The organism is Gemella haemolysans, assembly GCF_028308085.1.
Taxonomy (GTDB): domain Bacteria; phylum Bacillota; class Bacilli; order Staphylococcales; family Gemellaceae; genus Gemella; species Gemella haemolysans_D.
This window is the reverse complement of sequence record NZ_JAQMFS010000020.1, coordinates 1-22,370: the sequence shown is the minus strand read 5'-3', so window position 1 is coordinate 22,370 and position 22,370 is coordinate 1. Positions and strand designations below refer to the sequence as shown.

Here is a 22,370-nt window from a genome sequence, read left to right as displayed (position 1 = left end):
GATTACCTCCTAGCAAGAATATCATCGATATGTTCAATTTTCTGTTGATAACTAACTACAACGACATTATCATTCACTTTAATTTCATCATCACCATTTGGGAAGATTTGTTTATTATTACGAATTATAAATGCTATAAGAGTATTATCGTTAATATCAAGATCTTTTAATTTAATACCGATAACTTTTGAATTTTCACTTGAGATTTTAAATTCAATTACTTCAGCTTTATTGTTTGATATCCTATAGAAGTTTTCTATATCTGTTGTGCGCCTACATTGCAACGATTTTGTATGTTTTTTTATTATATTTCCTACTATTTCTTTAGGAGTGATATAAGAATATTGACCGATATCCTCAGCTATCTGTTTTAGAGATGCACGGTTAACTTTTGCTACTGTTTTCTTAATTCCAAGTTTATGTGCATATAAATTAATTATAATGTTTTCTTCATCTAAACCAGTTAAAGATATACAACTATCAAATGTCTGGATACCTTCTTCAATTAAAGTATCACGATCGCTGCCGTCAGCCCAAATAACATCAATTTCAGGATATGTTTCACTGAAAGAGATTGCCCTTTCTTTATCAATTTCTATTACTTTAGTATAGAAAGATGCTTTTTGTAAAAATTCTACAAGATAGTAGGCTACTTTCCCTCCACCTATTATTAAAGATGAAGTTATTTTCTTTTCTAAATTTTCTTTATTTCCTAAAAGTTTATAAAATTTTTTTAAATTTTTATTTGAAGCAGTTATATGAACTTTATCTCCAACTTCAAATACATAATTCCCACGAGGAACGAACACGTCTCCTTTTCTTTCTACTAAACATACTAGTGAAGGGAAATCAATGTATTTTCTACTATCAATAAGTGAAACACCCTTTAGTAAACTATTTTCACTTATTAATACTTCTAAAATATTAAATTTATTGTTTGAAAAACTTTCTACTTTTGTTGCGGTAGGATACTTAAGCATATAGAAAATTTGTTTAGCTGCTTCGTACTCAGGGTTAACCATAAGATCTATTCCTAAAGATTGTTTAATGAATTCCTTTGTTTTAGAATATTCAGGGTTACGAATTCTCGCTATTGTATATTTTGCACCCATTTGTTTAGCTGCAATACAAGCTATCATGTTGATTTCATCACTTGTAGTAACAGAAATAAACATATCAGAATTAGCTGCATCTGCTTCTGCTAAAACGTCTGAATTTGCACCATTACCAATAAGTCCGTTAATATCATAGGTTTCAACGAGTTTTTCAACACGACGCTCATTTGTGTCTATAATTGTGACTTCATCAAATGTGTTAGAAAAATCGGCACAAAGAAGCTCTCCGACTTTACCACCACCGACTATAATTACTTTCACTTTCATACTCCTTTTTTTAATGATATTCATATTATAACCTAAATTGAGAGAAATTGCTATATCATATGATTTTACTTATGATTGACGTGATATAATAGGCAGATTTAAGGAAAAGTTTGATTAAATTTATATCTTAACAAAATGTATAATTATAATCTTTTAAAAATATCATTTTAAGTGAGTTTGGAATATTTAATCTTTATACTATAGAATTGACAGCAGTAATATTCTAATGAAACTTATCATAATAAAATCTTAATGTATGATTATAGAAATAATATAATATTAACTTTGAAAAGGAAAATTAACTTAGAGTGATAATATAAATATTTTAACAAAGTCTATTAAAATACCTTTGTTTATGTTATAATTAGTGTTGGGAAATAATCTAATCATTTATTCTTAATGGTAAATTGAGGAAGAGGAGGAATAAGGTGGCAAAAATATCTAAACAAGACATTGACTATATTTTTGATAATATTGATATAGTTAGTCTAGTTAGTGAATATGTCAAATTAGAAAAAAGAGGACAAAATTATTTAGGTTTATGTCCGTTTCATAATGAGAAAACACCATCGTTTACTGTTTCTCCGGAGAAAAAAATAGCCCATTGTTTTGGATGTGGTAAAGGTGGGAATATTTTCCAATTTGTTTCGCTAATTGAAAATATTACGTATAATCAGGCAATCGTAAAGCTTGGGGCAAGGTTAGGGCTGAATATAGAGTCAAAAGTGAATTTAGAAGCTAATTACGATTTGAATAATGAGCTGGACATAATGTATTATGGGCACATGCTTTTAGCAGATTATTATAACTATATTTTACTAAATACAAAAGAGGCTGAAGAAGCACTTAATTACTTATTAAATAGGGGACTGAGTATCGATGTTATTAAATACTTTAACATAGGTTATGCTCCCCGTGATAATAACATAGCTTTAAACTTTTTTAATTCTAATCAAATTAATTTAGATTTAATGGTTGAAGCCGGACTATTAGGAAAAAATGAAAGTGGCAATTATTATGATGTTTTTAAAGACAGAGTAATGTTTCCTATAAAAAATAATCAAAATCAGGTTGTAGCATTTTCGGGGAGAACTATGTCTTCGGACAAAAGTGTTGCGAAATACTACAATACGCATGAAACGAAAATTTTTGAAAAAAGAACAGTCTTATATAACTTCTCGGATGCGAGAGCTTTTATAGCTAAAGAGAATGAAGTAATATTATGTGAAGGTTATATGGATGTAATTAAAGCTCATCAAAATGGTATAAAGAATGCTGTTGCTTTGATGGGGACAAATATAGACAATAATAAATTAAAAGAGATTTTATCACTTGTGAAGAAGGTCACATTAAGTTTAGACAATGATGAGGCTGGTTCAAAAGCACAGATAGAAATTGGGAATAGAATTATCCAGACTACTGATAATGTCTATAAATTAAAATTTTCTGGGGCTAAAGATTTAGATGAGTTTTTATCAGATAAAAATTCTAAAAATCAAGATTTTGATGCTGTAAACTATATAAAAAATAATAAAGAACACTTTATTAATTATAAAATTGAATATTGTAAAAATGATTCTAAGACTAATATTGAACTAAGAATTCAGTATAAAAATGAATTACTTAAAAATATTGCTTATATGGAAGATGAATCATTAAGATACATATTGCTTACTAATTTGGCAGAGGAGTTCGGAATCGAACGACAAGTTCTTCTTAGAGAATTAGGTCAAGTGAATGTGAAAAGAAAACAAGCGGCTGTAGAATGGGTAGCACCGTCTAATCCAGAACAGCTGTTTAGAGTAACGAATTATGACAAAAAGGTGTGCAAGTTATTTAAATACTTTTTTGTTGATAGGGCATTGTTTATTGAAAAATACAATGATCTAGAGAAATGCAATTTTCCACAAGAAGTATTTGTGAATCTTATGGATTACTTGGTTATTTACTATAATAATAATCTTGAGTTTCATATTCATAAATTCATTCATAGTATTGAAGATGATGAGGTTGTCAGACTTGCAACTTATATTGATGAAACAGATTTTCTAATAGAAGAAAATCCAACTGTAGAAGTTGTAAGTGACTATATCAAGTATTTTTCAAATAATCAAATAACATTAGAAGAGATAAAAGATAGGCTTAGGGTTGCAATCCAAGAGATGGATGTAGAAACTCAAAAAGAGTTACTATCACAGTTGAAAAAGTATAAGAAATAGAAGGAGAAGAACATGGCTAAGAAAGCAAAAGATTTTGAAACAATAAAAAAAGAATTGTTAGAAAAAGGTAAAAAACAGGGTGAATTAACTCAAGAAGAGATTGTAGATGCATTATCAAAATTAGACATTTCTTCAGAAGCGATGGATGATTTCTATGAAGAATTAAATAATGAAGACATTATTTTAATTAATGCAAATCATGTAGAAGAAGAGGAAGAGGAACTAGATTTAGAAGATTTATCAGTTCCAGCGGGAATCAGAACAAATGACCCTGTAAGAATGTACCTAAAAGAAATTGGTAAAGTTCCTTTATTATCAAAAGAAAAAGAATTAGAACTTTCTAAAATTATTGAAACAGGAACAGAAGCGGAAAAAGAACAAGCTAAAAAAGATTTAGCTGAAGCTAACTTACGTCTTGTAGTAAGTATTGCAAAACGCTATGTTGGACGTGGAATGTTATTCCTAGACTTAATTCAAGAAGGAAATATGGGATTAATTAAAGCTGTTGAAAAATTCGATTACTCAAAAGGATTCAAATTCTCAACATATGCTACATGGTGGATTCGTCAAGCGATTACTCGTGCTATTGCTGACCAAGCTAGAACAATTCGTATCCCTGTTCACATGGTTGAAACAATTAACCGTCTGATTCGTATTCAAAGACAATTACTTCAAGATTTAGGACGTGAACCTAAACCGGAAGAAATCGCTAAAAAAATGAATATGACGCCAGAAAAAGTACGTGAGATACTAAAAATAGCTCAAGAACCTGTATCATTAGAAACACCGATTGGTGAAGAAGATGATTCGCATTTAGGAGATTTTATCGAAGATAAAGATGCACAATCTCCAGTAGAGCATGCGGCTAACGAATTATTAAAAGAACAACTAGAAGAGATTTTAGAAACACTTACTGATCGTGAAGAAAATGTATTGAAATTACGTTTTGGTCTAAAAGATGGTAAGACTCACACACTTGAGGAAGTAGGTAGTGCGTTTGGGGTAACACGTGAGCGTATCCGTCAAATTGAAGCGAAAGCTATTAGAAAATTAAAACACCCATCTAAGCTTAACAAACTGAAGGGGTTCATGGAGTAAGTCTGATAAACGTTGATGTAATAAGGTTTCAATGGTTAAATTTTTTACTAGTGGGCAAAAAGTGGGTAAGTCCAAATAACTTTTAATAAACATAAAAAAATCATTAAAAAAATAAGGCAGTGTAAAAACTGCTTTATTTTTTATGTTTTTTGTAATGAGACGTCGATAATGAATTATTTACATATTATAGAGTTTGTATTAAAAAAATACAAATAAAATAAGGTTAAAATTTACTGTTATAATACAAAACTTAAGTATAATAGTAAAATATATTTATGTGAACAAATAGAGATGATTTCAAAAAAAAAATATAAATTGCTTTTGAGAAACGCTTAATATATAATAACAGATGAAGATATAATAAATAAATTAAGGAGGAAGTTATTATGGAAAAGAAAGAAAAAATGAAACATCCTAAAGGTCTTCATCTTGTAAATGTTACGACTGTTATACAAAACTTTTATGCTTATGGTATCATAGGATTCATGATTCTATTCTTCACAACTGGAACATCAGAAGGTGGACTAGGTCTTGAAAAAGGATTCGCGGTAACATTATATGGTTACTATGCTGCTGCAGGATATATGATGGCTCTTATTGGTGGTTGGTTAGCAGATAAATACCTAGGTCTTCAAAAATCTATTATCTTAGGGACATTATTTAGTTGTATAGGTTATATTGCTTTATACTTTTCAACTAGTGAATTATGGACAGTAATTTCAAGTTTAATTCTTTTACTAGTTGCAGCGGGTATTGGTAAAGGTAACATTAGTGCTATAGTTGGTGCCTTATATGAGCGTGACCAAGTTACGATGAAAGATGCAGCATACAGTATCTTCTACATGGCGATTAACATTGGTAGTTTATTTGGGCCAATAGTATTCGGATTAATTACAGACAGTTGGTTTGCAAATGTTGCTAATGATGGAAAAATTGTATCATATGGATATCGTGTTGGATTCTTAGCTGCTGCTGCACTTGCATTCTTACAATTTGCAGTATTTGCATTTTTTGCTCCTACTTGGTTAAAAGATAAAGGTAAATATCCGACAGCAAGTAAAGCTGCTAAAAAATCTGTTAATCACCCATTAACAAAAATTGACATGGATAGAATGAAAGCTATGGCAGTAATGTTTGTTTTCTCAACTTTATTCTGGGCTGCTTGGTTCCAAACTCAAACATCATTTGCAATTTTAACTCAAAAAGCGGTGGATAGAAATATCTTCGGATGGACAGTGCCAACACCTTGGTTAGTTTCATTCAATGGTTTATTATGTGCAATTTTAGCTCCAGTGTTCGGTGCATTTTGGGTTAAATTAAGCAAAACAAAACGAGGAGACTTAGATACTGGTACTAAAATGGGTCTAGGAATGATAATTTCAGGATTAGCTTTCGTCGTAATGGTATTGGGATTAAACACAATCAATGGCGATGTTGAAAGTGGAATGAAAATTAACATCATGTATGTTCTTTTAACATATGTATTATTAACAGTTGGGGAACTGTTTTTATCTCCAATCGGAATGGCAATGTTCAATAAACTTGCTCCAGCAAAATACGCATCATTAGCAATGGGTATCTGGTATCTAACATTCTCATTAGCAAATATTATTTCTGGATACTTAGCTAAATTAACAGTTCAATTAAATTATACTCAAGTATTTACTTATATTGGAGGAGTAGTTATTGTTCTTGGTGCAGTATTAGTTCTACTTAAAGGATACTTAAATAAATATATGCATATTGATAAATTAGAAGAAGAAGCAAAAGCTATCGCTGATGCTGAAGAAAAAGAAGCTGAAGTAGCTTAATAAAAAATAAAGACGGTAAAAATAATAAAAACTCAAGGTTATTACGAATGTGATAGCCTTGAGTTTATTGTTTTTTAGTATTTAAGTAGCATTTGAATTCATTACCTAATTAATAATGGATAAAAATATCACCGTGTTCATTAGCTGGTCTAAATAGTGTAATTATAAATGAGTAAACAGCTATAATCGATGGAATGAATGTCCAACAAAATAATAGGCACAGTATTCCTTTAAAATTTTTTCCAACATAAAAATATTGAATTCCAAAATGTCCTAAGAAAAATGTAATTAGAAGATATACAATTTTGTTAACGTATCTTCCGGGAATGTATCCACGATTCATATTAGGATCATAGTAATATTTAGTCATAAATTGACCTCCATTTGTAATTTAAGCATATAATACCATAAATTATAGTAGTGTTCAATAAATAATTATCAGTGCATTATTTTATAGGTATAAATGATAAAAATCTTTAAAAATAAAAAAAGTACTTAACAATCTTTATTAAGATTAAATTAAGTACTTAAAAATTATTTTTTAGTTTTTAGGTTTTCTTTCCAATCTTGTAGACCATTTTTTAGCATATATACATTTGTATATCCGTGCTTTTTAAGAGTTAGGGCAGCACGAGGAGCTAATGTTCCATTTTTATCACAAAGATAAATAGGTTGGTCTTTTCTCAAAGATGTATAAAGGAAATTGAATTGAGAAGATGGCATGTTACGAGCACCGTTAATGTGAGCGTATTTAAAATCTTCTTTTTCTCTAACATCAATTAATTGAACTTTTCTAAGATCTTTTCTAAATTCTTCATAAGGAAGTTTTGTTACAGCACCTTTTAATCTGAAGTAATTAAAAAGTCCAACTGCACCTAAAACGACCACAATAACTATTGTTGATAGTAAGAATGATGACATAATGAACTCCTTTTTATTGTAATATCTGTAAGTGAATTATATCATAATTTGAATATTTCTTCAATATTGTTTATAATTATTATGAAAGCTAAAAGTACAAAATAAATTTATTGGAGAAAAAATGATATCATCAGTTAGTAATAAGAAAATTAAAGATATACAAAAATTAAAAGAGAATAAAAATATAAAAAAATATGGAAAATATTTGATAGAAGGAAAACATTTAGTAGAAGAAGCTATGCAGGTGAATGTAGTTGAAGAAATTGTTATTTCTGAAAGCTTTGATGAGTATAAATTAATTGAAGCTTTTGAAGGAGAGATTACTAAAGTTACTGATAGTGTAATGAGACATTTATCTGATACTATAACTACACAAGGAATTATAGCAGTTTGTTGTATAGAAAATAAAGGATTGGATATAAGTAAATATAAGAAAGTTGTTATTCTAGATAGAGTTCAAGATCCTGGAAATCTAGGTACAATTATTAGAACTGCCGATGCATTTGCTTTTGATTGTATTATTTTAGGTAAAGGTACAACTAGCTTATATGGACAAAAAGTTATTAGAAGCACACAAGGGAGTAACTTTCATCTAGATTGTTTTGATAATGTGGATTTATTAGATTTACTGGATCAAATGACAGATTTTAGTATTTTCGCAACAAGTTTAAAAGCAGATAAATACATAGAACAGTTAGATGATATTACAGGAAATGTTGCTGTAATATTTGGTAATGAAGGTGCAGGTGTAGGTGAAGAAATATTAGGTAAAGTAAATAACTTGCTTAAAATATCGATGCCTGGTAAAGCAGAAAGCCTGAATGTTTCTATTGCTGCTGGAATTGTGATGCACTATATTTCTACCAATTTAAAATAATTAATTTACTATTTTTTATAAGTGTGGTATTATTGTAATTGTGAAAATAACGAGAGAGGTGAAATCTAATGTTAAAAACTATGGCAGTAGATAAAAAAGGTGACATTCTTACTGATATTAGTTTAGAAAGACTTAAAGATCAAGATATAGCGTGGTATTGGGTTGACTTTGATACTCCAACACGTAGTGAAATTAATCTATTAACAACATTCTTTAAGTTTCACGAACTTTTAATAGAAGACTGTTTAACACTTTTACAAAGACCAAAAATTGAAATTTCAAGACAACAAATATTCTTAGTGTCTCATGTTTTAAAAAATATAGATGATGATTATGAAACACTTAACATGTTTGTTGGAAAAAATTATATCGTAACGTTCCACCTCTCACATATACGTTATGTTAATAAAATAGTACCTAAAATTCTTCAACGTGGCGCAGAATATTCACCATTACATGTAATGCATATGCTAGTTTCAGAAATAGTTGAAGGATATATTCCGATTATTTCAAAAATCGAGAACCGTTTAGATGAAATTGAAGAATCTGATTTTTATAAATCTGGAAGCAAGATTATGGATGAGGTTTTTGAATTAAGAGGTGACTTATTAAAGCTTCGTCGTGGATTGAGACCTATGCGAGAAGTATTGCATAGATTTTTAGTTTCTCGTCGTGTCGAAATGACTGATAATGATAGAAAGTATTTCCACGATATATATGATGACCTTGTTCAACAAACAGAGATTATAGAAGCGAACCGTGAGTTAGCTAGTGATATCCGTGAAAACTTCATGACATATAACTCATTGAAATCGAACAATATTATGATGACCCTAACGGTTATATCTACAATTTTCCTTCCGTTAACCTTCATAGTAGGATTGTACGGTATGAACTTTAAAAATATGCCTGAGTTAGAATGGCAATACGGGTATTTTTTAGTTGTTGCTATAATGTTCGGGATTGCACTTGGAATGCTTTGGGTATTCAAGAAAAAAGGGTGGCTTGATATGTTTAAATAACATATTAAGTATATAGGATTACTTATGAGTATTTTTAAACTGACAGTTTTGTTTTTTATGATATTATTAGCGAATTTCTCTATGTTAAGAATTGATTTTAGTAAAATTTTCAAAAAAAACAGTACTAGAGAAATTAAAGTTTTTGTAAGTCTAGCTTCCTTTGCGCTGGGGTATATTGCTTATAAGACTATTATTACAATTTATGAATTATCTTTAACTATAGTTAAGTAATTCAATAGAAAGGAAATTGTATGGATAAAGAATTAGAAAAAAATAAAAGAGAATCAAGATTAGAAAAATCTAGAGAAGATAAATTATTAGCTTTTATTGGAGGGAAATTCATAATCTATATATTATTAATAGTTATTTTATTAGGAATCGCTATTTATTTATATACAGAAATTTCTTATATATTTACTCCAATAAATACAATAATTTCTAGTATAATTACACCGATAATAGTAGCGTATGTATTTTATTACATGTTAAATCCACTTGTAAATTTCTTTTCTAAGAAAATTTCAAGATTTTCTGCGAGTCTACTTGCGATTTTTGTTGGTATAATTACGGTACTAATTGTTATTATTGGAGTAGTACCTATAATTGTAGAGCAAACGCAAAACCTGATTACAGCAATGCCTAGATATGTTGAAATTGTAAAAGGGTATTTAGAAGAATATTCTGATAATGCTTATGTTCAAGTGGTTGTAGAGTATGTTAATACAAACTTAAATGCTTCGAAAATTAGTGAAAGATTAATAACGATTGCAACATCAGTTGCACAGGGGATAGTTTCATCTATTTCTTCAACGGCTTCGGTGTTGGTAACTATGCCTTTCGTGCTATTTTTCTTATTAAAAGATGCATCTAAATTCAATAAGTTTGTAATAAGTTTATTACCAAAAAAATTAGAAAAACCAGTTGCAGAAACAATTGATGAAATTGATGACAAAGTAGGATCGTATATCCAAGGTCAAATGCTAGTTTCATTATGCATAGGAGTGATGTTATTTATAGGGTATAATGTGATAGGATTACACTATGGATTTTCACTAGCTACTATTGCTGCATTTTTAAGTATAGTTCCTTATTTAGGACCGGTTATTGCTATTACACCAGCAATGTTAGTTGCAGCGTCAACAAGTTGGGTTATGGTAGTTAAAATGTTAGTAGTTTGGGGTGTTGTACAGTTTCTAGAAGGAAATATAATTTCCCCTAACATAATGGGACGAAGCATGAATATGCATCCTTTAACAGTTATTTTTGTAATCTTGATAGGAGTGAATATTTCGGGTGTAGTTGGAGCTATCTTAGGAATACCTGTTTATTCAATATTGAAAGTATTAATTTCTAAACTATTAATATCTCTAAAAGAAAGATACGATAAATTTTATGGGTAAATAATAAAATGAGCTTTAGAGTTTATAACTCTAAGGTTCATTTTTATTTTCGAACTTAAGAAATAGGTATTTGAGCTGGACATAATTTAATAAGTCAATTAATAATTATGATGGTATATATTGATATTAGAAATGTATTTTGAAAAATTAATATAATTTTAAATATATAAAAAAGGTAGATAGTAGTAAATCATTTTCATTATTGCTAGAAATATGCTATAATATTGTAGTTAAATATAAGTAAGTTGAGGTTTGAGAATATGAGTATGATGAAAAAATTCAATAATTTATTCGTTAATGAAGATGATTTTGAAGATGAAGTAGTAGAAAGAGAAGAAGTAAGACAAGAACAACCAAAACAAAGAGTTGTAAAAAAGGAGAATCCAGTGCAAAGTAAACCAAACGTACAAAGTCAACCATCAGGAAGAACAAATAATGTAATATTAACAGAACCTTTAGTTTTCGCTGATAGCAAAGATATAGTTGATGATATTAAACGTAACAAGGTAGTTATTATTAATCTAAGTAAATTAGATGTAGAAACTTCAGATAGATTGTTAGACTTTATTTCAGGTGGAATCTACGCACTTGGAGCAAGATTAAAAACTATAGGTGAAGATATTTATCTATGTGTTCCTAATGGAGTTGAAGTTTCAGGAGACTTTTACGAAGGAGAGTATTAATTTTGCTAAATATAACAGAATATTTTTGGGTATATAAATTCATAATTTATTTATTTAATTTTTATGAATACAGTATGTTAGCGTATATTTTAACATCATGGGTACCGCAAATCAAAAATAATTTTATAGTAGAATTTCTAGAAGCTATTTGTGAACCATATTTAAAACTATTTAGAAAGTTCATACCACCTATTGGAATGTTGGATATTTCGCCTGTCGTAGCGCTTATTGTATTAAGTGTAATACAAAACCTTATAATAGCGTTGTTGTTTAAAACAGTATAGTATTATGAAAAAATTAAATTTTTTACAGCAAGCATCAGTAGAACAAAAAGAAGTAGCCGAGAAACTTTTGCAAAGTATAAGTTTTGTGGAAAATAGAAATACTGTTACAAAGTTTCTAACTAATTTCGAACAGGTAATTTTAGAACAAATAGTTGCATATAATTATAGTGATTTTAAAATAGAATTTTTTGGTGGATATAATGATGCTGAGAAAAAGAAAGCAAAGATTATTTCAAATGAATATTATGATGTAGATTATGATATTGTTTGCTTGAAAGCTAAATATAATAATAAATTTAACAAGATCGAACATAGAAATATTTTAGGTGCAATTCATAACTTAGGTATTAATATAAATAGATTTGGGGATATTGTTGTTCTTGAGAATGAAGTTTATATTTTTGTTGATGAAGAAATTGCCGACTATATATCGATGGAATTCACGAAAGCTGGTAGAGTAAATCTAAATTTCGAGAGAGTTGAATTAGCTGATGTTGCTATAGAAAAGAAATATGAAGATTTTGAAATAGTAAGTTCTTCATTTAGATTAGATTCAATAGTGGCAAAAATTACTAATAAGTCTCGAAGTAAGGTGAAAGAGTTCTTAGATCAAGATTTTATAAAGTTAAACCATGTAATCGTTAGAAATGGTGAGAAAAATTGCGCAATTCAAGATATAATTTCTATTAGGAAGTACGGAAGATTCGTGGTTAAAGAATACAAACAAAACAAAAAGAGTTTAAAATATAGAATTACAATATCAAAATTAATTTAATCAAATGATTGTCTCAATATATCGACATAAAGTCGTATTTTGAGACAATTTTTTATTATTTTTCAAAAAATGAGCGTTTTCATTTTATTGCTGAGTGTATTGTGCTATACTCAATTGTATAAAACAAATTTATACAAATAATTATGAGGTAAGTAAAATGAAAAAAATATTATTAACTATTTTTTCTTTCTTATTGGTATTTTCTTTAATTGGTTGTTCACAAAAGAGTTCAACTAAAGAAGAAAAAGTGTTAAAACTTGGTGTAGTACCAAGTAGTAATAGTGAAAAGCTGGTAGACGATTTATCACCATTTGCTAAAGCTCTAGGAGATAAACTAGGGATGAAAGTTGAGGTATTCACTGCTAGTAGTTATATTGGGGTGATAGAAGGTATAGGTAGTGGAAGTGTTGATTTTGGGTTGGTACCTCCATTTTCTGCAGTGCTTTCTAATAAGCAAAGTAATACAAAAAACTTACTAGTAGGAAGAAGTACTAGTGGAAAACCTGGTTATTTTGCAGAAGTCTTTGTTAGAAAAGATTCTAATATAAAAAGCTTAGCTGATTTGAAAGGGAAAAAAATTGCTTTTGTTGATCCTTCATCTGCTTCAGGTTACATTTATGCTGGTGCAATGTTGAAAGATGCTGGAATTGATTTAGACAAAGACATACAGTATCAATTTAGTGGAGGTCATGACAAAAGTTTACAATTATTACTAAATAAAGATGTAGATGCAGTAGCTAGCTATGAAAATGTAATTAGAAAATATACAAAAGAATTTCCTACGCTAAAAGAAGATGTTACACCAATAGCAAAAAGTGAGCTAATACCAGGAGTAACAGTAGTAGCATCAAATAATTTAGATGAAGAAACACAGAAAAAAATTAAACAGGCCTTATTAGATATTCAAAATGATAAAGAAACAATTCAGATTTTAACAAATCTATTCAGTATTACTGGTTTTGAAGAACCAAATAATGACGCATATAAAGCTATAGTGAGAATCTCTGAAAAAATGAATATTGATTTGAATAAAGTAAAATAATACGAATAATTTCAAAAAAATATTAATTCAATAAAAAAAAATATTTAAAACTGAATTTTAAAAATGTTATTTTATCAGGGATAATAGAGAGTTCTTAAATATGTAATTGAAAAAATAAAAAAAGTTATACAAAAGTATTGACATTATGTTAATACTTTTGTATAATAAATATTGTTCGTTAGGAACACAAATATTTATCCACAGTAGCTCAGTTGGTAGTAGCATCTGACTGTTAATCAGAGGGTCGCAGGTTCGAGTCCTGCCTGTGGAGTTGGAGTAGTACTCAAGAGGCTGAAGAGGCGCCCCTGCTAAGGGTGTAGGTCGGGAAACCGGCGCGAGGGTTCAAATCCCTCCTGCTCCGTTTTTTTATTGGCCCGTTGGTCAAGTGGTTAAGACACCGCCCTTTCACGGCGGTAACACGGGTTCGAATCCCGTACGGGTCACCATTTGAATTAAATACATTGAGAATAAGAGTTAGGTCCCGTGGTGTAGCGGTTATCACGCCTGCCTGTCACGCAGGAGATCGCGGGTTCGATTCCCGTCGGGACCGCCATTTTTGCCTTGATAGCTCAGTTGGTAGAGCAATGGATTGAAGCTCCATGTGTCGGCAGTTCGACTCTGTCTCAAGGCATTTTTTTATTTAAAATTAATATTTTGGCGGCTGTGGCGAAGTGGTTAACGCATCGGATTGTGGTTCCGACATTCGGGGGTTCGATTCCCCTCAGCCGCCCCATTTTTAGAAATTAGCAAAGAAGTAGTGTAGAAGTACATTACTTCTTTTTTTCTATATAAAATGGAATTTTAAAGTTTGTAAGCATATAAATAGAAATTTTTAAAAAATAAGAGTAAAATTAGACCTATAAACTTAAGGAGATAAAATAACATGGAAAAAACATTCGAACAAGATTTAGAGAACTTTAAAGTAATAGATTCAAAAACTGCTTTTGAAAAAATTGAATCAAAAGAGAAATTTGTATTATTTATTGGTAGATCATCATGTCCATTCTGCAGAAGATTCATGCCAAAATTAAGTGAAGTCGTTGTTTCTAATAAAGTAGAAGCATTCTTTATTAATTCTGAAGACTTTTCTGATGCCTCAGGAATTGAATCATTACGTGAAAAATATGCAGTTAGAACTGTACCAGGATTATTAGTTGCTGAAGCTGGTGAAGTTAAAGTTGTATGTGATTCTAGCTTATCTGTAGAAGAAATTACAACATTCATTAAATAATAATATAACTCGTCTATTTAATATAGGCGAGTTTATTATTTTACGATTGTTTTTAATTAAATGTAAACAGTTTAATAAATGTACTAAATTTAGTAGCAAAATACTGAAAAAAACTATTTTAAGTGATATAATAGTACTTATAAAATTTTACTAAAGTTAGAATTAGTTTATTTTAAAATTCATTATATGATAATGAGGTGATGAAGTGAAAAGTGAGAAGTTAGAAGTTAAAAATCTAGTATTTAACTATGGAGTAAAAAGTATATTAAATGACATCTCATTTAATGTTGATCAAGGAGAATTTGTAGCAGTAGTGGGAAAGAGTGGTGCTGGTAAATCAACTTTATTACGTTGCTTAAATCTATTGAATAAACCTAAATCTGGAGAAATTAATATAGCTGGTGAAAATATAGTCAATTACAATAAGAAGAAATTAAAGCTTATTAGAAGAGAAATTGCATTTATATTCCAAGATTATAATGTTCTTGATAATTTATATACAGTTGAAAATGTATTGACTCCATATTTAGTAAAAAAATCTCCATTAGGCCTTTTACTTGGTTATACTAAGAAAGAGTATAATGAAGGAGTAGGTTATTTAAAACAGGTTGGTTTAGAAGAGGAGGCTTTTAAAAAGTCTAAGTATTTATCTGGTGGACAGAAGCAAAGGGTAGCAATCGCTAAGGCGCTCGCACAAGATCCGAAATTTTTATTAGCTGATGAACCTGTGAGTAGTTTAGATGAAAAGAACACTACTCTTATAATGGATACATTTAAGAAATTAAATAAAGAAAAAGATATTACTGTTTTAATCAATTTACACGATGTAAATCTTGCGAAAAAATATAGTACAAAAATTTTAGGATTGAAAGACGGAAAAGTTTTATTTTATAAAGATTCTGATATGGTGACTAAAGATGAATTTGAAGAACTTTATAATTAAAAAATATATAAATAAAATATTAGCTAGCATATTTATAGTATGTATTATCTTGATTGCGTTTATGCAATATGATGCAAAAACTTTTTCAGTAGGTTTTAAAAGAATACAGAACTTATTAGGGCGAATGTATCCTGTTGATTTTTCAATCTTGGGTGAGTTAAAACAACCTATAATTGAAACGATAAATATAGCATTGTTTTCATCGATTTTAGCATTATTTACAGCTTTATTGTTTTTACCGATATTGACAAATGTGCTTTTTAAATTAAAAATAATACCTAAATTATTCAGTGCTGTGTTTTCTATTTTTAGAACAATACCTTTTCTAATTATTGCGGCTATTCTTGTTAGTTTATTTAGTACAGGTGTATTTAGTGGATTTGTAAGTATTTATTTAATTAATTTTCTTACGGCGTCTAAATTGCTTAAGGAGTATGCAGAAGAAGTAGAGATTAAACAGCTAGAGGCAATGGAGTCACTAGGAAGTTCAAAATTTATTATATATAAAAATGCAATTCTTTCTAACTTAAAACCACAGGTGGTTTCGATATATTTCTTAACGCTAGAGTCTAGTATTCGTGGAGCAAGTGTTCTAGGTTTAGTAGGAGCAGGTGGAATAGGTCAAAGATTGTGGCAAGAGCTGAATCATTTGAGGTATGATAGAGTATCAATAATTATACTTACTCTAGTAATTCTAATATTTTTTATCGATTTAGTGAGTTACTTTTTTAGAAATTATAGTAATTCTTCACAACTAACTTTTGATAAATTTATTTTTAGAAAAAATACTATTAGAGTTGTTACACCTATAGTACTAGTTGGAAGTATTCTGTATGTCACTAAATATATTACCATTACCCAAGAAAGGTTTTTAATAGGATTAAAACAGTTGAAGGTGCTGGGAAATGGAATTATAAATCCTGATCTGGCATATGTACCAAAGATGTTGAGCGAGTTAATGGTAAGCATTGAAATAGCTTTTAGTGCAACGATATTTGCCGCAGTAACAGCGATTTTCACATCTTACTTATCTTCGGTTAATTTATTTGGTAAATATAAAGCGCTAAGTATGAAAATTTTCATAAATATACTAAGAACATTTCCGCCGATAATAGTAGCTTTAATATTCTTTAGAGGATTTGGACCAGGGGCAATCAGTAGCTTTTTTGCATTATACATTTATACAGTTGGTGTAATGACAAAAATGTATAATGAAGTTCTAGAAGGGATAAATACTAATGTACTTTTAATGACGAAGAGTTTAGGTCTTGGAAGTTTCATTAGTTATATAAAAATAATATTTAATGGATATTTCCCTGAATTTGTTACTATAGTGTTGTATAGATTTGAATCAAATATTAAAAATTCTACTATACTTGGTATGGTTGGAGCAGGTGGAATTGGACATTTACTTGTAAATAATATAGAATATAGAAATTGGAACAGAATTTCAACATTATTAATTGGGTTATCACTTTCTATAATTATTATAGAAAATATATCATATTTAATTAGAATGAAAGTTAAAAAATAGTATAAGAGTACATAGGAGGATCAAATGCGTTTAAAAGTAGGAAAAATTGTAAATACTCACTCATTGAGAGGAGAGGTGAAAGTAATTTCATCTACAGATTTTGAAGAGCAACGCTTTGAAAAAGGCACTGAATTATTAATAACACGTGGTAATCAAGTTGTAAAAGAAGTGACTGTAGAAAGTTATAGAACTCATAAAAACAACCTTTTAGTGAAGTTTGTTGGGATTGACTCGATTGAAGAAGCTGAAAAACTTAAAAATCTACAAATTAAAATTGATTCAGATAATATTGGTGAGTTGGAAGAAAATGAATTCTACTTTCATGAAATCATTGGATGTGAAGTTTTTGATGAAAATGGGAAATCTTTAGGTGAAATTTCAGAAATCCTAACACCAGGAGCTAATGATGTTTGGGTTATAAAATCTCAAAACGGTAAAGAAATCTTGATACCATATATTGAGGATGTAGTGAAGAAAATAGATGTTGAGAATAAGAAAATAGATATCGAAGTTATGGAAGGACTAATTGACTAATGAAAATTGATATACTGACGTTATTTCCTGATATGTTTGATTCGTTAAATCATTCGATTTTAGGGAAAGCAAAAGATAATAAGTTATTAGACATAAATATAGTAGATTATCGTAAATTCTCTGGGAATAAGCATAATCAAGTAGATGATTATCCATTCGGTGGTGGTCAAGGTATGGTTTTAAAACCTGAACCAATATTTAATGCTGTTGAAAGTTTAGATAAAACAGATAAAACACGTATCATTTTATTATGTCCTCAAGGAGAAAGATTTAGTCAGAAAAAAGCTGAGGAACTTTCAGAAGAAGAGCATTTAATTTTTATCTGTGGTCATTATGAAGGATACGACGAAAGAATTAGAGAATACCTTGTAACTGATGAACTCTCAATTGGAGATTTCATTTTAACTGGTGGGGAATTTGCTGCGATGACTATGGTTGATAGTATTGCTCGACTTGTACCAGATGTATTAGGGAAAGAAGAATCTCATAAAGATGATTCATTTTCAACTGGTCTTTTAGAATATCCACAATACACAAGACCAAAAGACTACAAAGGGATGGTAGTTCCTGATGTGCTGACAAGTGGACATCATAAGAATATAGAAACTTACAGAAAAAAAGAAAGTCTACGAAGAACATATCTAAGACGTCCAGATTTACTAGATAACTATGAATTGAGTAAAGAAGAAACAAAATTACTCGATGAAATAAAAAAAGAATTAAAAAATTAACATAAAATAAATGACATAACTGTATTTTTGATGTATAATATTAATATAGTATGTATTGTAAGCACAGGAGGATTAGAAGTAATGACAACTTCATTTGAGGAATTATTAAATAGCTCAGAAATGCTGAAAAAAGGAGATAAAGTAACTGGTACAGTATCTAAAATCGATAACGATAAAGTATACGTTGATGTAGCAGGAGCTCAATATGACTGCGTAATTTTACGTAATCAAATTACAAGAAAACCATTCGAAAATATTGAAGAAGTATTATCAGTTGGCGATGAAGTAGAAGCTCAAGTAACAGGAATCAGAGCTGACCGTGAAAAGAGATCAGAAGACGTACCTGGTGTAATTTATTTATCACACAAAATTTTAGAAAATGCTGAATATAAAAAATTAATGGAATTATCTTGGACTGGAATTATTGAAAAATTCGAAAACGGAGAATTAATTCAAGCTACAGTTTCAGGACAAACTAAAGGTGGATTATTAGCAGACGTAGAAGGATTACGTGCGTTTATCCCAGGTTCATATATCGACACTAAATTTAGAAAAGATCTATCTAAATTTGTAGGAAATGAATACACATTCAAAATTGAAGAAGTGGATAAATCTAAAAATAAAATTATCTTAAACAGACGTGCAATTTTAGAAGAAGAAAAAGCTAAAAAATTAGCAGAAGTTTATGGTAACATTAATGAAGGTGATGTTATTGAAGGTAAAGTTAGTCGTATTACTGACTTCGGTGCTTTTGTAAACATTGGTGAAGTTGACGGATTACTTCACATCTCAGAAATTTCTCACGCTCGTGTAGAAAAAGTTTCTGACGTACTTTCAGTTGGGGATACAGTTAAAGTTGCTGTTATCGCTGTAGATAAAGAAAATGAAAAAATTTCACTTTCAGCAAAAACTTTATTACCAACTCAATGGGAAGTAGCTCGTGCTACAATTAAAGCTGGGGATGTACTGGAAGGAGTTGTTCGTAACACAACTGCATTCGGTGCTTTCGTAGAAGTTTTACCAGAAGTTGAAGGATTAGTTCACATTTCTCAAATTTCTCATGATAGAGTAACAAACGTAGAAGACGTTCTTAAAAAAGGTGACAAAGTTACTGTAAAAGTATTAGAATTTGATTTCGAAAGCGAAAGATTATCTCTATCAATCAAAGAACTTTTAGAAAAACCAGTTAAAGAAGAAGTTAAAGAAGAAGCAGAATACGATACTTCTTACTTAAAAGATGAAGATACTTCATTTAGTTTAGGGGACAAATTTAAAGACATCGAACTTTAATTTGAAAAAATAGAGAAATAAAGGCAGTAGATAGCTTGTCTATTGCTTTTATTTTTTAGGTATAAAGATAAAGTAAAAATTTAAAGATATGGAGGGAAAAACATGGCAAAACCAACAGTTGCGATAATAGGTAGACCTAATGTAGGTAAATCTACAATTTTCAATAAAATTATTGGTGATAGACTTTCTATCGTAGAAGATGTAGCAGGTGTTACACGTGATAGAATTTATTCAAAAGCAGAATGGTTGAACTATTCATTCTTCATGATTGATACAGGGGGAATTGAGTTAGAAGATACTCCATTCCAAAAACAAATCAGAGCACAAGCTGAATTAGCTATAGATGAAGCCGATGTAATTATATTCTTAACAAACGGTCGCGATGGTGTTACTAGTGATGATGAAGAAGTTGCAAAATTATTATATAAAACTGATAAACCAGTAGTTCTTGCAGTAAATAAAATTGATAATTTTGATATGAACCATATGATTTATGATTTCTATTCATTAGGATTTGGAGATCCATTCCCAATTTCTGGATCACACGGTTTAGGTATCGGTGACTTATTAGATGAAGTTTGTAAAAACTTTAAAGTTCTAGAAGAAGAGGAAGAAGATGATAAGATTAGATTCTCTCTAATAGGACGTCCAAATGTTGGGAAATCTAGTTTAATTAACACTATTTTAGGAGAAGAACGTGTAATTGCTTCTGATATCGCTGGAACAACACGAGATGCAATAGATACTGATTTTAAACATAATGGAGATGAGTATGTCGTAATCGATACAGCCGGTATTAGAAAACGTGGTAAAGTATATGAAAGTTGTGAAAAATATTCAGTTCTTCGTTCTCTTAAAGCTATTGAACGTTCAGATGTCGTCTTAGTTGTTCTTAATGCCGAGGAAGGTATTATTGAACAAGATAAGAAAGTAGCCGGATATGCTCACGAATCTGGAAAAGGTGTAATCATCGTTGTTAACAAATGGGATGCGATTGAAAAAGACGATAAAACTATGAAAGAATTTGAAGAAAAAATTCGAGATAGTTTTGCATACTTAGATTATGCGAAAATCGTATATGTTTCTGCAAAAACAAAACAACGTGTATTTAACATCTTCCCATTAATTAAAGAATCTTATGAAAATAGACAACGTCGAATTCAAAGTTCTACACTTAACGAAATCGTTGTGGATGCTGTTTCTATGAATCCAACACCACAAGATAAAGGTAAAAGACTTAATATTTTCTATGCATCACAAGTTGCGATTAATCCACCGACATTCGTGTTTTTCGTGAATTATCCAGAACTTATGCACTTCTCATATGAGAGATTTTTAGAAAATAGAATTCGTGATTCATTTAACTTTGAAGGAACTCCTATTAAACTATTAGCAAGACAAAGAAACTAGTGGAATAGATTAGTTATTCAAATTTTAAAACATTAACTTAATAAAACGATAAGAGAGTGGTTCTAAAATGATTTTAAAACTGCTCTTTTATGTTAATAATTTTATGAAAGAAATAATGGAAACACCCCTCATTATTTTCAATAAAATTTAATGGTAAAATTTAGTCAAAATACTAGAAAATATACTTAGAACATGGTATAATTTAACTTATATAATTTACTAATTAGGAGGTAATCTATATGCCATTAGGATATTATGGAATGTCAGGAAGTTATATACTTTACTTTTTACTAATTATGTTAATCCCTTTATGGGCTCAATTCAAAGTAAAAAGAACATACGAAAGATATAAAAAAGTAAGAACAAAATCAGGATTAACTGGAAAAGAAGTTGCAGAAATAATAATGCAAGCAAATGGAATTACAGGTGTTAGAGTAGTTAGAGGTGAGGTTGAATTGTCAGACCACTATGATCCAACTAATAATGTTGTAGTTTTATCACCAATCGTACATGATCAACCAACAGTTGCATCAGTTGCAATTGCTGCACACGAAATTGGTCACGTTATTCAAGATAAAGTAGCAGACTACAAACCAATGAGATGGAGACACTCACTAGTACCATTAGCAAATCTTGGAGGAAACTTATCAACTATTCTTATTATGGTAGGATTCTTATTAACAGGATTAATCGGACAATTTGGTTATACTATTGCTTGGGTTGGAGTAGGATTTATGCTATTTGCAGTACTATTCCAAGTAGTAACACTGCCAGTAGAGTTCGATGCTTCAAAACGTGCTTTAGAGCAAGTAGTTGATTTAAATATCGTAGATGACCAAGAACACAGACACTGTCGTAAAGTTCTAACTGCAGCAGCATTAACATATGTAGCAGCAGCGATGGTTGCTTTAATGGAACTATTAAGATTCATTTTTATTTTATTAAATAGTAGTAATAGAGACTAATAATTAATATTAACCAATGCGGTCAAAATAATAAAAAACGACTAGAAGTCAAGATTTTCATAAAATCACGATTTCCTAGTCGTTTATTTTTTTATATTAGGGTTAATCAAAAAGGGGCTGACTCAAAAGTCCTAAATTTTAACAAGGTTTATATGAAAATTCATAGACGCAGTGGTTTATTGATATCTAAATTCGCTTTATAAAAGCTTTTTAGATAT

Annotated in this window: 22 protein-coding genes and 6 tRNA genes; 25 read left to right on the top strand and 3 right to left on the bottom strand. The window is 29.7% G+C overall.

The annotated features are described in order from the left end of the window. Positions 1 to 2: 2 nt before the first annotated feature. A complete protein-coding gene (trkA, locus tag PNO30_RS01140; protein ID WP_271986846.1) occupies positions 3 to 1,382 on the bottom strand; it encodes a Trk system potassium transporter TrkA in 1,380 nt (459 codons plus the stop codon). A gap of 428 nt (positions 1,383 to 1,810) precedes the next feature. Between trkA and dnaG the strand changes: the two genes are divergently transcribed. The 3 genes from dnaG (at position 1,811) to PNO30_RS01125 (ending at position 6,510) form a co-directional block, all read left to right on the top strand. Next, a complete protein-coding gene (gene dnaG, locus PNO30_RS01135) occupies positions 1,811 to 3,601 on the top strand; it encodes a DNA primase (protein WP_271986845.1) in 1,791 nt (596 codons plus the stop codon). Between the two features lie 12 nt (positions 3,602 to 3,613). Beyond that, a complete protein-coding gene (gene rpoD, locus PNO30_RS01130; protein WP_271965798.1) occupies positions 3,614 to 4,699 on the top strand; it encodes an RNA polymerase sigma factor RpoD in 1,086 nt (361 codons plus the stop codon). Positions 4,700 to 5,085: 386 nt separating this feature from the next. Then, entirely contained in the window at positions 5,086 to 6,510 is a 1,425-nt protein-coding gene (locus tag PNO30_RS01125) for a peptide MFS transporter (RefSeq protein ID WP_271986844.1), read from the top strand. 109 nt (positions 6,511 to 6,619) lie between these two features. Here the strand turns inward: PNO30_RS01125 and PNO30_RS01120 are convergent, their stop codons facing one another. Together PNO30_RS01120 and PNO30_RS01115 are read right to left on the bottom strand one after the other, a co-directional pair. Further along, on the bottom strand, positions 6,620 to 6,880 hold the full coding sequence (locus PNO30_RS01120; RefSeq protein WP_271986842.1) for a TM2 domain-containing protein: 261 nt from the start codon (positions 6,878 to 6,880) through the stop codon (positions 6,620 to 6,622). A gap of 164 nt (positions 6,881 to 7,044) precedes the next feature. Further along, on the bottom strand, positions 7,045 to 7,431 hold the full coding sequence (locus PNO30_RS01115; RefSeq protein ID WP_271986841.1) for a rhodanese-like domain-containing protein: 387 nt from the start codon (positions 7,429 to 7,431) through the stop codon (positions 7,045 to 7,047). A 121-nt stretch (positions 7,432 to 7,552) separates the two neighbouring features. On the opposite strand from PNO30_RS01115, the gene PNO30_RS01110 reads away from it, so the two are divergent. The 22 genes from PNO30_RS01110 to PNO30_RS01005 all read left to right on the top strand — a co-directional run bounded on the left by PNO30_RS01110 (position 7,553) and on the right by PNO30_RS01005 (position 22,152). After that, positions 7,553 to 8,308: a TrmH family RNA methyltransferase gene (locus tag PNO30_RS01110; protein WP_271986840.1), complete on the top strand. Its 756-nt coding sequence runs from the start codon at positions 7,553 to 7,555 to the stop codon at positions 8,306 to 8,308. Between the two features lie 68 nt (positions 8,309 to 8,376). After that, positions 8,377 to 9,330: a magnesium/cobalt transporter CorA gene (gene corA / locus PNO30_RS01105; RefSeq protein ID WP_271986838.1), complete on the top strand. Its 954-nt coding sequence runs from the start codon at positions 8,377 to 8,379 to the stop codon at positions 9,328 to 9,330. Between the two features lie 24 nt (positions 9,331 to 9,354). Next, positions 9,355 to 9,561: a DUF1146 family protein gene (locus PNO30_RS01100; protein WP_334212531.1), complete on the top strand. Its 207-nt coding sequence runs from the start codon at positions 9,355 to 9,357 to the stop codon at positions 9,559 to 9,561. Positions 9,562 to 9,581: 20 nt separating this feature from the next. Further along, on the top strand, positions 9,582 to 10,730 hold the full coding sequence (locus tag PNO30_RS01095) for an AI-2E family transporter (protein ID WP_271965730.1): 1,149 nt from the start codon (positions 9,582 to 9,584) through the stop codon (positions 10,728 to 10,730). A gap of 266 nt (positions 10,731 to 10,996) precedes the next feature. After that, positions 10,997 to 11,413, top strand: a complete 417-nt coding sequence (locus PNO30_RS01090) for a cell division protein SepF (protein ID WP_271986836.1) — start codon at positions 10,997 to 10,999, stop codon at positions 11,411 to 11,413. Between the two features lie 2 nt (positions 11,414 to 11,415). After that, positions 11,416 to 11,697: a YggT family protein gene (locus PNO30_RS01085; protein ID WP_271965732.1), complete on the top strand. Its 282-nt coding sequence runs from the start codon at positions 11,416 to 11,418 to the stop codon at positions 11,695 to 11,697. Positions 11,698 to 11,701: 4 nt separating this feature from the next. Then, complete coding sequence (locus PNO30_RS01080; RefSeq protein ID WP_271986835.1) at positions 11,702 to 12,472, top strand: RNA-binding protein; 771 nt, start codon at positions 11,702 to 11,704, stop codon at positions 12,470 to 12,472. A 157-nt stretch (positions 12,473 to 12,629) separates the two neighbouring features. Further along, on the top strand, positions 12,630 to 13,514 hold the full coding sequence (locus PNO30_RS01075) for a phosphate/phosphite/phosphonate ABC transporter substrate-binding protein (RefSeq protein WP_271986834.1): 885 nt from the start codon (positions 12,630 to 12,632) through the stop codon (positions 13,512 to 13,514). A gap of 197 nt (positions 13,515 to 13,711) precedes the next feature. After that, positions 13,712 to 13,785, top strand: a tRNA-Asn gene (locus PNO30_RS01070). A gap of 2 nt (positions 13,786 to 13,787) precedes the next feature. After that, positions 13,788 to 13,875 (top strand) — tRNA-Ser (locus PNO30_RS01065). A gap of 10 nt (positions 13,876 to 13,885) precedes the next feature. Further along, positions 13,886 to 13,960: transfer RNA gene (locus PNO30_RS01060), tRNA-Glu, on the top strand. Between the two features lie 31 nt (positions 13,961 to 13,991). Next, positions 13,992 to 14,067, top strand: a tRNA-Asp gene (locus PNO30_RS01055). A gap of 5 nt (positions 14,068 to 14,072) precedes the next feature. Then, a tRNA-Phe gene (locus PNO30_RS01050) sits at positions 14,073 to 14,145 on the top strand. Between the two features lie 26 nt (positions 14,146 to 14,171). Beyond that, positions 14,172 to 14,247: transfer RNA gene (locus PNO30_RS01045), tRNA-His, on the top strand. Between the two features lie 150 nt (positions 14,248 to 14,397). Beyond that, positions 14,398 to 14,745 (top strand): thioredoxin, encoded by a 348-nt coding sequence (locus PNO30_RS01040; protein ID WP_271986833.1) that lies wholly within the window; start codon positions 14,398 to 14,400, stop codon positions 14,743 to 14,745. Positions 14,746 to 14,950: 205 nt separating this feature from the next. Continuing rightward, positions 14,951 to 15,688, top strand: coding sequence for a phosphonate ABC transporter ATP-binding protein (phnC, locus tag PNO30_RS01035; protein ID WP_271986832.1), 738 nt, complete (start codon positions 14,951 to 14,953; stop codon positions 15,686 to 15,688). Next, positions 15,663 to 17,222 carry a PhnE/PtxC family ABC transporter permease gene (locus PNO30_RS01030; RefSeq protein ID WP_271986831.1) on the top strand — a complete coding sequence of 520 codons (1,560 nt, stop codon included), beginning with the start codon at positions 15,663 to 15,665 and terminating at the stop codon, positions 17,220 to 17,222. The genes phnC and PNO30_RS01030 overlap by 26 nt, the downstream gene beginning before the upstream one ends. A gap of 24 nt (positions 17,223 to 17,246) precedes the next feature. Then, positions 17,247 to 17,756: a ribosome maturation factor RimM gene (gene rimM, locus PNO30_RS01025; RefSeq protein WP_271986830.1), complete on the top strand. Its 510-nt coding sequence runs from the start codon at positions 17,247 to 17,249 to the stop codon at positions 17,754 to 17,756. Then, entirely contained in the window at positions 17,756 to 18,487 is a 732-nt protein-coding gene (gene trmD / locus PNO30_RS01020) for a tRNA (guanosine(37)-N1)-methyltransferase TrmD (RefSeq protein ID WP_048803329.1), read from the top strand. Before rimM ends, trmD begins: the two co-directional genes overlap by 1 nt. An 81-nt stretch (positions 18,488 to 18,568) precedes the next feature. Further along, positions 18,569 to 19,777 carry a 30S ribosomal protein S1 gene (gene rpsA / locus PNO30_RS01015; RefSeq protein WP_271986829.1) on the top strand — a complete coding sequence of 403 codons (1,209 nt, stop codon included), beginning with the start codon at positions 18,569 to 18,571 and terminating at the stop codon, positions 19,775 to 19,777. A 102-nt stretch (positions 19,778 to 19,879) separates the two neighbouring features. After that, the gene (gene der, locus PNO30_RS01010) at positions 19,880 to 21,187 is read left to right on the top strand and encodes a ribosome biogenesis GTPase Der (protein ID WP_003145884.1); all 1,308 of its coding nucleotides are present in this window, start codon (positions 19,880 to 19,882) and stop codon (positions 21,185 to 21,187) included. A gap of 239 nt (positions 21,188 to 21,426) precedes the next feature. Then, positions 21,427 to 22,152, top strand: coding sequence for a zinc metallopeptidase (locus PNO30_RS01005; protein WP_318263724.1), 726 nt, complete (start codon positions 21,427 to 21,429; stop codon positions 22,150 to 22,152). The last annotated feature ends 218 nt before the right edge of the window (positions 22,153 to 22,370 follow it).

Coding starts and splice junctions, on each gene's coding strand:
- PNO30_RS01040 (WP_271986833.1), top strand. CDS start 14,398: ATGGAAAAAACATTCGAACAAGATTTAGAGAACTTTAAAGTAATAGAT.
- PNO30_RS01125 (WP_271986844.1), top strand. CDS start 5,086: ATGGAAAAGAAAGAAAAAATGAAACATCCTAAAGGTCTTCATCTTGTA.
- rimM (WP_271986830.1), top strand. CDS start 17,247: ATGCGTTTAAAAGTAGGAAAAATTGTAAATACTCACTCATTGAGAGGA.
- PNO30_RS01080 (WP_271986835.1), top strand. CDS start 11,702: ATGAAAAAATTAAATTTTTTACAGCAAGCATCAGTAGAACAAAAAGAA.
- PNO30_RS01005 (WP_318263724.1), top strand. CDS start 21,427: ATGCCATTAGGATATTATGGAATGTCAGGAAGTTATATACTTTACTTT.
- rpsA (WP_271986829.1), top strand. CDS start 18,569: ATGACAACTTCATTTGAGGAATTATTAAATAGCTCAGAAATGCTGAAA.
- der (WP_003145884.1), top strand. CDS start 19,880: ATGGCAAAACCAACAGTTGCGATAATAGGTAGACCTAATGTAGGTAAA.
- PNO30_RS01115 (WP_271986841.1), bottom strand. CDS start 7,431: ATGTCATCATTCTTACTATCAACAATAGTTATTGTGGTCGTTTTAGGT.
- PNO30_RS01095 (WP_271965730.1), top strand. CDS start 9,582: ATGGATAAAGAATTAGAAAAAAATAAAAGAGAATCAAGATTAGAAAAA.
- PNO30_RS01075 (WP_271986834.1), top strand. CDS start 12,630: ATGAAAAAAATATTATTAACTATTTTTTCTTTCTTATTGGTATTTTCT.
- PNO30_RS01120 (WP_271986842.1), bottom strand. CDS start 6,880: ATGACTAAATATTACTATGATCCTAATATGAATCGTGGATACATTCCC.
- PNO30_RS01110 (WP_271986840.1), top strand. CDS start 7,553: ATGATATCATCAGTTAGTAATAAGAAAATTAAAGATATACAAAAATTA.
- trkA (WP_271986846.1), bottom strand. CDS start 1,382: ATGAAAGTGAAAGTAATTATAGTCGGTGGTGGTAAAGTCGGAGAGCTT.
- corA (WP_271986838.1), top strand. CDS start 8,377: ATGTTAAAAACTATGGCAGTAGATAAAAAAGGTGACATTCTTACTGAT.
- PNO30_RS01100 (WP_334212531.1), top strand. CDS start 9,355: ATGAGTATTTTTAAACTGACAGTTTTGTTTTTTATGATATTATTAGCG.
- rpoD (WP_271965798.1), top strand. CDS start 3,614: ATGGCTAAGAAAGCAAAAGATTTTGAAACAATAAAAAAAGAATTGTTA.
- trmD (WP_048803329.1), top strand. CDS start 17,756: ATGAAAATTGATATACTGACGTTATTTCCTGATATGTTTGATTCGTTA.
- PNO30_RS01030 (WP_271986831.1), top strand. CDS start 15,663: ATGAATTTGAAGAACTTTATAATTAAAAAATATATAAATAAAATATTA.
- PNO30_RS01090 (WP_271986836.1), top strand. CDS start 10,997: ATGATGAAAAAATTCAATAATTTATTCGTTAATGAAGATGATTTTGAA.